Genomic DNA, 9,574 nt, shown 5'->3' with positions numbered 1-9,574 from the left:
AAGGTAATGAGGCGTGCGCCAGCGGAATTCATTAGGGCCCGCGACAGCTCATGCTGACGCAGCAAGGCCGGATATATAACTGCAATCGCCTTAGTGTCATCACCCCACAACTGCCTGGCATACGGGAGGTGCTCATATATACTTCTTGAACGAAGCCGTGGTCACAGTCACGGCGATCCCCAGCAGAACAGCCGCCGGCAACAACAGCAGATTGGGGTAAACCGCCGTGGGCCAGGAAAGGTACAGCATGGCGGGCACCACAGCGGCCGGTTTGACCAGCTTTTTGGCATGGTGATAGACAAAGGAGCTCTCGTACCCCGCCCCGTAACGCCGCAGATCACGCCGCCCCAGCCCCTCAACCAGCGCCACCACCACGACCAGCACAAACAGCGGCACGGACAGCACCAGGATGGTGACGCGGACCAGGGTGATAATGCTTATCCATACCGTGGCCAGCAGGTATTCACGCAGGTAGCCCGCCAGCCAGCCGCTCCAGCTGTTGATTTCCCGGGTGACGGCATTGTCACTGTGCATCTGGTGCGCATACTGCTGACGGACCCAGTCCAGGAAGCCACTGTCCACAAAGGCCCACTGATATGTAATAGTCACCCACCGGACGACGGTCACGGAAGGCTCAGACAGCAACAGGCTGCGGGTGAACTCCGTGGACAGCCATCCCAGCTCGGTGTTCATAACCGCTTCACTGTGCGCCGCCCCGGCTTCCGGCCAGAAGAACGCGATGCCGATATATTCAATCAGCAGGCTCAGCAGCAGCGAGGACAGCACCACACCCACCAGGGCCCACGGCCAGCCCCAGAGCAGATTATACAGCATGCCATGTTTGCGCTCCGGCAGCGTCTGCTGCTGTGGGGAACGTTTTACCTCAGCCATTCTCGCCTCCTGTGACCGGCACGTTCAGGACCGGACCGTCCCGCCACCAGGATTCACCGCTGTGATAGCTGCGCCGCATCTCCTCCGCGATTTTCTCAATACTTTCCGGCATCAGCACATCATCAGCATCCCCGGCAGGCAGCGGCATGCGAATTTTCCACAGCTGCCCGCCCTCCAGCAGGGCAAACGCCTGCCCTTTCGGCAGCGTCACAATATCAGCCGGCTCCAGCAGGGGGACTTTAACCGTCCCGACGCGGTCCTGGGTGCTGGAGGTGAAGTCCTGGTCAGCGTTGACATCTGCCGTGTCCTGGTGCCCGGAGACCAGCGTCTTGGTGTAAATTTCCACCTGCGGCAGCTGCGTGGTCAGCAGTTCGGCGGTGCGGTTTTCCCTGACGCGCAGCATAATCAGGTTGTTGAAGTTACCCTGAACCTGGGCCGTCTTGGCCGCATTCCCGATGCGTGCCTCAATATCAGAAGATGTCTGGGTATAAGCTGTCACCTGCATGCCGGCACCGCCCCCCTTGTTGATGAGGGGGATAAACTCATCCCCCATCAGCTCGTTAAACTCATCGCAGTGCAGGTTAATCAGGGACTTCCCTTCTTTCGCGCCCGGCAGGCCCGCATTGATACCGTGTTTATAAATGTGTCCGGCCACGCTCACCAGATCGGCGAACATGGAATTACCGACCGCGCTCGCCACCATGCTGTCGCTGAGCGCATCAAGTCCCACATAGACCACGGCCTTTTTACGGATGATCTGCTCCCAGTCAAAAATGGGCCGTGAGTCATCCATATCAAGATAGTCAGGGGCCAGCAGTTCAGCGGTCTTGCCGGTGGTCAGTTTTTCCAGCAGCGGCAGCAGAGAGGCCACGATTTTGTCAAAGTAAGTGCGGTCATAACGCACCGCTGAGCGCAGCCCGTCGAGGATGGGATCATAGAGCTTCTTGCCTTCTTCTGAACTCAGGGCAACCTCGATGGCCCAGATGCGTAACGCATCCGGCTGTCCCTGCATATTACGGGGCACGTCATCCTCGCCCAGTACCTGCTGATTATTCTCAATCTGCGTCTGCAGAGCCGGCAGTTGCTCATGAATGATTTTCTCAGCGTAGCGGATATAGAGATCGGCAATATTGTTCACGTAGCGCATAATCAGGGTGTAGTCAGGGCGCTCCCCCAGGGCAACCAGCGCACGGGCAATAATGTTGACGAACCGCCAGGCAAATTCACGAAAGGCGGCATTATTGCCGTCCCCTGAAAGCTGACCGGCCACGCGTGAAGCCACCTCTGACACGCGGCCAAAACGCCCGACAGCATTATAACGGGCGGATATTTCAGGCCAGCCGAGATGAAAGATATACAGCTCATCCCCGCGCCCGGCCCGGTGGGCCTCTGCCCAGACGCGTTTCATCAGGTCTGCGTCGCCTTTCGGATCAAACACGATGGTGACTTCCCCCCGCCGGATATCCTGTGTGACCAGCAGCTCTGCCAGCCGGGTCTTCCCGACGCGCGTGGTGCCATAAACCACCGTATGGCCAACCCTCTCTCCCAGAGCCAGGGTGACGTCTTTTTCGTCGGGCTCGATACCGTGCAGCGCCGGATTCCCGCCCACCGGCGGCAACGGCCGTACCGGGTTCAGCGGCGTATCGGCACTCAGCAGCTTACCCAGCCAGGGCAGACGATGCTCTGTCAGCATTTCAAGCTGACGTGCCCCCTGGTAAAAGCGGTTCGGCTGCAGGTAGCGGGCCACTTCCGGGCGCAGCGTATCCTGCAGGCGCTGGGTGTGTTTCTGGGTCCAGCGGAAACCCCGGCCGAGGAACAGACGACGATGGCTGACGGGGATCTGTTTAGTACTCATGACATAGCGCGGCAGGCGGCGAAGATTCCGGCGATAGCGAATAATCTTCATCCCCTGATGCGTGCGGGTTACTGCCAGAGCCGCAAACCCGGCCGCGGTGACATAGCTGACAGACGGAGCCAGGGCGACAGCCCAGGGTGCCTGCACACAGACATACGCCGCTATGCCCGATACCACGGCGGTATTCAGCTCAACGGCCGGGCGCAGCAGGGCTTCAATGACGTAACGGTTACTCATCGTCTGCCTCCTTTATAATTTTACCGTCGGCCATGCGGGTATACGTCCCCTTTGCGTAGCCGGCTTCCCTGCGGGGCTGAAAGTGGTAACACAGGGCATCCGCCAGTAAGCGCCAGAGCACATACAGAACATTCGACAGAAAGAAAAAAACGATCCATACGGCCCGCAATGACAGCAGGTAATTGTTCGCCGCGGTTTCTGTGGAGACGGCAGTGACGGTACAGGCGGCCTGCTTTGCCTCAGGCGGAGCCGCTTTGTCAGGCACCGGGCACTCCTCCCACATGTAGTGTCCGGGCGGCGCGGTGCGCCATGCCGTTGCCTCCTTCTGCAGCTGGTCGTTCAGGTCACTGACCGGATGGCCCAGAACAAGCCAGGCGAGCAGGACTGCACCGCCGAAAGCGGCAGGCAGGAACACGGCATGACGGAATAAACAGAACAGAAGCCACAATGCGTAACGCAGGCTGTTCAGGATGATGTGCATAAGAGAGTCCTCAGAGAGACTGCCGGACGTCCTGCCCGGCGAGAATGGCCAGCAGGCGTTGCCCGCTGATGATGCGCAGGCGGGGTGACGCCGTACGAAGGGTGCGGCTCATCTTTCCGGTGCGGCCCGTGTGGACAAACATCCCACGGCGGCCGCACTGCAGGAGAAGCCGGTCAAAGTCCTCAACATGTGCGGGGGACACAGCACGGCTGTACCGTTTGGCCTGAATAAGCCAGTGCTCACCGTCGATGATGACCTGACCATCAAGGCCGCCGTCACCGCTGTAAGAGGCATTGCGCACCACGGTCAGCCCCTGGCGTTCAAAGGCAGACAGCAACAGCTCTTCAAAGACATACGGGCTGATTTTGCGCAGATAGGTCAGACGCTGCCCGTCTCCCGGCAGACGGGTCAGCTTATTCAGTACCCGGTCCGCTGTTGCCCGGTATCGCCGGTGACGACGGGTGCTGGCGCTCTCACGACGGCGCAGGTTGAGAAAGGCCATCACCACCAGGAACAGAATGACCAGTATGACCGCCTTGAAAGGGTGCGCCGTCAGCAGACCGTTGAGATGTGGCGCGATCATTACGGCTTAACCTGCTGCGTCAGGCCGGTGTCGGTGATAAGTACCGGATAATGCGCAATCTGCAGGCGACGTGCCAGCTCGCTGCCGGAAGCCGGGGCCAGGCTGACACCGGGTGCCAGCTCGCGCAGCTCGCGCACGGCAGTCATGTCCGTGACGTTGACTATCATGCCGGCCGCATGCTGTTCAGCCAGTGCGCCGGCATTGGCCTTCAGCCAGTCACGGGACAGGGCATCATCCCCGATCAAAAATAACGCCCCGATGCCGGGCAGCTGCAGCGGCCGGTCGGGAATGCTGCCCGGGCGCAACTCCGGCGTGAACACCGGCAGCATGGCGGCCTCGCCCTGCTGCACGGGTGACGGGGGTGAAGATGCGGTGTCGTTTTCCGTGCTCACGCCGGGCTGTTTATTGACGGCCTCAAAATACGGGGCCGCATCCTGACCGCCCAGGTCAGCAATGACGTTCAGGTCAGCATGGCTGGTCAGGGGAAGGAGTGTCAGAAGCAGTAATGAAAGCATTTTCATCAGGGTTATCTCCCGGGTTCAGTCCAGACGAAGCCTGGGTCAGGGGTGAGCGCAGCGACCGAACGGGGCGCTGGCGCTGCCGGCGCAGCAATACGGGGGGAAGGGCTGATTTTTGCCAGATGCCCGCTCACAATGGCGCGGTAGCGGGCTGCAGGCTGGCCACCTGCGGGATGGTGATAGCAGCCGGCCGCATCCAGCCAGCTGCCGGGCTTACGCGCCCAGCACTCACGCAGAATGGTGGCGGCGGCGTTCAGGTTGGTGTAAGGATCAAACGCATCCCACGTCGAGGCAAAATGATGACTGTTCCAGCCCAGATTGACCTGGGCAATACCGACATCAATGCGCTTCAGCGGGTGACGCTTCATAAAGACCTGTAGCGCCTGCCAGGCCTGCAGGCGCGTCTCGTAGCGATACCCCTTCCCTGCCACATTGATGGTCCAGGGCCATGGCCGCACGCCGCGGGGAAGTTTGCGCGAAGACTCGCTAAGTGATACCGAGTAAAGTGCTTCAGGGGGCACGCCGTGCGCCATGGCCACGCGGACGTAACCCTCCGGCACCGTCTGGTCAGCATGGCCGTCAGGAACGGCCGCCATCAGTACGCCCAGCGCCAGTGCGCCGGTCAGAACGCTGCGATTGCCCATTTACCGTCTCCCGCCTGCTGCAGTAAAACCGGCATCAGGCCGTTACCAAAGCGCATCCACCGGCCGCCGTCGTGGTTAAGCGTGATCTGGCGCTTGCGGACCTTTTCCACGGGAATGTGATGGTCCCGCGCCCAGCTGCGCAGCGCATCATCACTGCCCTGGCTGTCAACCAGATAGATATCCACCGGCCGGTTGTCAGCCAGCACGGCAGACAGTTTTGCGTCGCAGGTAGCGCAGTCTTTTGACCTGACGAACAGCGCCAGCCGGCCGCCGCTGTCGTGCGCCACGCCCGAGGCGTTCCCCATATTGACCGGCAGTGCGCCCGGATACAGGCGCTGCCAGGCCGCGTTCACCTCACGCTGGAAATCAAGCTCCTTCTGGGTGCGGGCAAATTCTTCCTTCACCCACTTTTCCGCAAACTTACGGCGCTCTGCCGGTGTCTGCGCCTCAATACCCAGGGTGGAAAGCGGATCGAGGCCCGGCGACTGGATACCGCGGGGGCCCTTCATCAGCTGCTGATACCGCTTATAATCGTCGGCACTCAGTCCCCACTGACCGGCCTGCTGCTGCAGGTTTTGTTGTGCGGAGTCCGCCCGTTGTGTTGATTCCTGCTGGCTGACATCCGTCTGCCCTGATGAGGTCGCGGCCTGGGTCAGGGAACTCAGCAATATGGCGGCTAAAAAGGTATGTTTCAGTTTCATCATTCGCTCCGTTATTCTGCTCTGAGCACGGTCAGGCGGCCGTTAACCCGAAACGTCGCCTCACCATAACCGGCACTGACCAGCGTCCATCCGGCCACGGTTTCGCCCTCTCCGACCAGGGCCACCTGCGACAGGCTGCTGTAGCCCCGGGGCGCGATGGCAGCCCAGGACTCTGCCCCCCGCTTCTCCACGCCCGTCAGCACAAAAGGCGCGCTGCGGGCCACGCGGCGGGACGGAGCAGCACGATGTGTGTCAGCGGGACGGGGCTTTTTTGCAGCAGGCTCAGTTTTTTTGACCGGTGCGGCGGGTGCGGGTGCCGGCTGTGATTTCAGCGCTGTCAGCTGCTCAGTCAGCGCACTCAGGCGGGTTTCAAGCCCCTGCTGGGCGTCCTGAAGGGTTCGCAATGACTGACGCACCGCTTCGTCGCTGCCGGTCTGTTTCGCTGCTGCGCTGAGCTCCTGCTGCATCTCACCAAGTTTTTTCCGGGTATCCTGCAGACCGGTTTTGAGCGTGGTCACATCTGACTGCAGGGCCGCGACTGTCTCAACAGAGGCCGCAGTACTGCCCTGAGATTCAAGGCGTGTAAGGCGCTCATCAAGGTTCGATATGCCCAGACTGAAGGCGGTGTAGCCCAGCGCCAGAATGACGGCCAGCGCCACACCTGCGGCACCGCCCCAGATGAGGCGGCGGCGGGGACGCCAGCTGAATCTTTTACGGGCCGGCGCGGGGTCCGTATGGAAGGGTTGCTGTTCGCTCATTTTCTCAGAAACCCTCCGCCGACAGGTTTAACCGGTACGGACTGAGGGGCGCTGATGACCGGTTGTGACACTGCTGACGGCGCAGGCACGTACCCGCTGCTGACCGGAGGCGGAAGCTGGGAAGCCGGCAGCTGGTAGCCGTCGCGCAGGCTGTGGCAGACCACCCGTTGCACATCGTCCACTTCCAGCTGCCAGGCCGGACCGGCCATAACCTGCAGGGCAGTACGCAGGCGCATCGGGCCCAGCTGGTACTGGACTGCCGGTAATGCCTGGCGGTAAAGCACGCCGTTGGCGGAGCCGGTCGCGCACAGGGAATAACCTGACTGGCGCAGGGCGTAACGCAGCGCATCCGCCACGGTAGGATGCAGGGATGAGGGGATGCGTATATCAATAATCTGCGAGAGAGGGTCGCGCTGGGCCGCCTGCGGATCGGTGCTGACCAGCAGATAACGATCGTAGCGCACCACTTCCGGCGTCCGCGCATACTCGTCGGGAGAGACCGGCTGAACGTTGCGGGTGACGGTGGTGCCGGGTGTAGGGTCGGCAGGCGCACGCTGTTGCAGCTTTTGCGGCTGGGAAACACAGCCCGCAAGAAACAACAGGGGAAGAACCGTGGCAAGCCTGCCTGGTGAAAATACGTTGTGAGAGGTGTTACGTTTCATCCGGAATTTTCCTGTACAGTGATAAAACAGCCCTCACTGTGCGGAATCGGTCCGGTTTCACTCAATTAACAACTGATTTTCCGTTGATGAAAAAAAACGCCACCCGAAAGGATGGCGTTGCGGTGAAACAGAAAGTAATCAGTCCGGGTAAAATTCGTTACTGAGAATAGTATCTGTTGTCCAGATACTGTCTTCAGGAAAGATATCCAGACCTATGCCGGTTTCTTTGGAAGCATCAGCGCGGGCGTCAAACCACACATCCGCAAGCCACTCAGGATCAGAAAGCGCATTTTTCAGGCTCGGCGTCTTGTTCAGACGACGTACTATCAAATCACGCTGTCCTTTAATGGTTAACTCCCAGCTTTTACCACGGTGGGTTGGCTGAAATTTCCATTTAAGAAGGTGGGCCAGTAAGACAGCCATACGGCTGGCCAGCTCACGCTTTTCACTTTTGCCCACGTCTTCAATCTCCTCGGCGATGTTCTCAATATCAATCTGACTGAGCTTTCCGGCACGCAGTAAAGCTGCCTGTTCACTGGCCCAGGCAACAACGTCTGAATCGTAACGTGCGCCCATACAAGCCTCCGTTAGTCAATAAGTGAAGAAACCGCCGGAACAGATATGCTCCGGAGATAGCATAAGATGCAACAAAAAAAGTTGCTTCCTGAAGTTTGTCAGAGACAGTCATTACAGTCAAAGCTCCGTTAATTCAGAGTGCATGGATTGCCGATTTTGGCATTCCATACCCGAATCCAATGAACGGTATATCGTCATCGAAATCCATCGGAGGCGCACCGGCACTGCTACCGGAAGCCTGCCCGCTGTGAGCCGGGCCTGAAGGTTGCTGAGGCTGCCCCCAGTCGTTCCTGGACGACGTGTTCTGACCACTACCAGACTGGCGGCCACCAAGCATCTGCATAGTGCCACCAATGTTAACCACCACCTCTGTGGTGTACTTCTCCTGGCCGGACTGATCGGTCCATTTGCGTGTGCGCAGCTGGCCCTCAATGTAAACCTGGGAGCCTTTACGCAGATATTCACCCGCAATTTCTGCCAGCTTGCCGAAAATAACCACCCGGTGCCATTCGGTCACTTCTTTCTGTTCACCGGACTGCTTATCACGCCAGCTCTCAGACGTGGCCAGAGAAAGGGTGGCGACTGCACTGCCATTGGGAATATAACGCACTTCAGGATCCTGGCCGAGATTGCCGACAAGAATCACCTTGTTAACGCCGCGTGAGGACATAATCATTTCTCCTGTAAAGAATAAAGAAACACCCCGCGAACGGGGTGTGTCAGGTGCGCATCAGAACGAGTTCTCTGCGTAGTTTTGCTGTACAGCAGAGCCATTCTGCGGCGGCACGGAGTCAGATTTTTCAGTCTTGTAGACCATGTCCTGGCCTATTTTGATCCAGTCCACCTTTATCAGGCGGGCTTTCAGACTGACACGCTGTTCGCCGGCATGCTCGCCCTTGTTCAGCGTAAATATGTCCGTGGACGGGTTACTCAGGTTAAAGCCCAACAGGACTTTCTTGTCTTCATCGACGGCTTTCTGGCAACGAGCGATAAGGCTGGTAGCCTCTTTACCTGCGACAGAAATGTCAAAACGGACGTAGGCCGGATTATCAGTCGGACCACTCAGTGCATTGATTACGCAACTGAGGAACGAGCCATTCTGATGGTTAACCTGGCGGATGTTGCTGAGATACCCGATGCCTTTGATAGTCAGGTTGAAGTACTCAGATTTTGCAGATGCAGAATTGTTGTTTGCAGACATGATGTTTTCTCCATGGAGGTAAAAAAAGGTACGGCGGAGAAACCATCTGCCCTGACGGGAGTGGTTTCCCGTCGGGGGTCAGGATCAGCTGAATCCTGATAGTCTGGTATGTTGAAAGGACCTCAATCACTGTGCAGTGATATCCGTTTCCAGAGGTTAAACGGATTTACCACCCGAAGGTATCCTCTCTCAGGCTGCGAGGATTTTCCGGTCACCCGAAGGTGTTTCTCTCAGACCGGTGAAACGTTAGCTGGCAGTCACCCGAAGGCGTTTCTCTCAGACTGCTGAAACTTTAGCTGGCTGTAAAAAACAGCGGTAAGCACTGTTGATTTTTAAACCAAATAAGCCTGGTGTCAACCCATAAAACCAGAAATGAAAACGGCGCTGCATAAGCAACGCCGTGGGGGCTGTACCAGACCTTTATGTATCTCACTACTCCGGGGATCCGTTCCCGACGCGATTTTCAC

Annotated in this window: 12 protein-coding genes; all 12 read right to left on the bottom strand. The window is 58.6% G+C overall.

What is annotated here, in order from left to right:
- Nucleotides 1–132: 132 nt before the first annotated feature.
- Nucleotides 133–891, bottom strand: coding sequence for a TIGR03747 family integrating conjugative element membrane protein (locus tag IAE30_RS29115; RefSeq protein ID WP_200681568.1), 759 nt, complete (start codon nucleotides 889–891; stop codon nucleotides 133–135).
- Nucleotides 884–2,983 carry a type IV conjugative transfer system coupling protein TraD gene (gene traD / locus IAE30_RS29110; protein ID WP_200681567.1) on the bottom strand — a complete coding sequence of 700 codons (2,100 nt, stop codon included), beginning with the start codon at nucleotides 2,981–2,983 and terminating at the stop codon, nucleotides 884–886. Before traD ends, IAE30_RS29115 begins: the two co-directional genes overlap by 8 nt.
- Nucleotides 2,976–3,464 carry a hypothetical protein gene (locus IAE30_RS29105; RefSeq protein WP_200681566.1) on the bottom strand — a complete coding sequence of 163 codons (489 nt, stop codon included), beginning with the start codon at nucleotides 3,462–3,464 and terminating at the stop codon, nucleotides 2,976–2,978. The genes traD and IAE30_RS29105 overlap by 8 nt, the downstream gene beginning before the upstream one ends.
- Nucleotides 3,465–3,474: 10 nt before the next feature.
- Nucleotides 3,475–4,047 carry a restriction endonuclease gene (locus tag IAE30_RS29100; RefSeq protein WP_200681564.1) on the bottom strand — a complete coding sequence of 191 codons (573 nt, stop codon included), beginning with the start codon at nucleotides 4,045–4,047 and terminating at the stop codon, nucleotides 3,475–3,477.
- A complete protein-coding gene (locus tag IAE30_RS29095) occupies nucleotides 4,047–4,568 on the bottom strand; it encodes an integrating conjugative element protein (RefSeq protein ID WP_200681563.1) in 522 nt (173 codons plus the stop codon). Before IAE30_RS29095 ends, IAE30_RS29100 begins: the two co-directional genes overlap by 1 nt.
- Before the next feature lie 5 nt (nucleotides 4,569–4,573).
- The gene (locus IAE30_RS29090) at nucleotides 4,574–5,209 is read right to left on the bottom strand and encodes a transglycosylase SLT domain-containing protein (RefSeq protein ID WP_200681562.1); all 636 of its coding nucleotides are present in this window, start codon (nucleotides 5,207–5,209) and stop codon (nucleotides 4,574–4,576) included.
- Complete coding sequence (locus tag IAE30_RS29085) at nucleotides 5,188–5,910, bottom strand: TIGR03759 family integrating conjugative element protein (RefSeq protein ID WP_200681569.1); 723 nt, start codon at nucleotides 5,908–5,910, stop codon at nucleotides 5,188–5,190. The genes IAE30_RS29090 and IAE30_RS29085 overlap by 22 nt, the downstream gene beginning before the upstream one ends.
- An 11-nt stretch (nucleotides 5,911–5,921) precedes the next feature.
- Nucleotides 5,922–6,668, bottom strand: coding sequence for a hypothetical protein (locus IAE30_RS29080; protein ID WP_200681561.1), 747 nt, complete (start codon nucleotides 6,666–6,668; stop codon nucleotides 5,922–5,924).
- Complete coding sequence (locus IAE30_RS29075) at nucleotides 6,665–7,330, bottom strand: PilL N-terminal domain-containing protein (RefSeq protein WP_200681560.1); 666 nt, start codon at nucleotides 7,328–7,330, stop codon at nucleotides 6,665–6,667. Before IAE30_RS29075 ends, IAE30_RS29080 begins: the two co-directional genes overlap by 4 nt.
- Before the next feature lie 138 nt (nucleotides 7,331–7,468).
- Entirely contained in the window at nucleotides 7,469–7,906 is a 438-nt protein-coding gene (locus tag IAE30_RS29070; protein WP_200681559.1) for a DUF29 domain-containing protein, read from the bottom strand.
- Nucleotides 7,907–8,039: 133 nt separating this feature from the next.
- Nucleotides 8,040–8,576: a single-stranded DNA-binding protein gene (locus tag IAE30_RS29065; RefSeq protein ID WP_200681557.1), complete on the bottom strand. Its 537-nt coding sequence runs from the start codon at nucleotides 8,574–8,576 to the stop codon at nucleotides 8,040–8,042.
- A 60-nt stretch (nucleotides 8,577–8,636) separates the two neighbouring features.
- Nucleotides 8,637–9,107, bottom strand: a complete 471-nt coding sequence (locus tag IAE30_RS29060; protein WP_200681556.1) for an STY4534 family ICE replication protein — start codon at nucleotides 9,105–9,107, stop codon at nucleotides 8,637–8,639.
- Nucleotides 9,108–9,574 lie beyond the last annotated feature (467 nt).

Source organism: Pantoea sp. S61, assembly GCF_016625145.1.
Classification (GTDB): Bacteria; Pseudomonadota; Gammaproteobacteria; order Enterobacterales; family Enterobacteriaceae; genus Pantoea; species Pantoea rwandensis_B.
Note: the sequence above shows the minus strand (reverse complement) of the source record. Positions and strands in the feature narration are given on the sequence as shown.